A 266-nucleotide genomic window follows, 5' to 3' on the forward strand; every position below is an offset into this window, starting at 1 on the left:
TTATGAGAACATACTATCTTACTCTTAAAATGTAGGCGGGGTTATTTGAATGTGTGTTTAACATAAACCAGATTTTTTGAGCAAATTATAAGCATTTAGAACATCACGAAAGCGCTCTTCTGAAGAACGGTTGCCTCCATTGGAATCAGGATGGTGTTTTTTTACCAGTTCTTTGTATCTTGCTTTAATATCTTCAGCTGAAGCATTTGCTTGTAATCCCAATGTATCAAAAGCTTTTGCTTCTAAGGGTTTTAATTTTCGTGAGA

1 protein-coding gene is annotated in these 266 nt (G+C 34.6%); it reads right to left on the reverse strand.

The features are described 5' to 3' along the window. Positions 1 to 57: 57 nt before the first annotated feature. A partial coding sequence (locus ACFIO5_RS11420; protein WP_375705471.1) for a J domain-containing protein occupies positions 58 to 266 on the reverse strand: 209 nt, incomplete at its 5' end.

This window comes from Bartonella sp. AA86SXKL, from assembly GCF_042196885.1.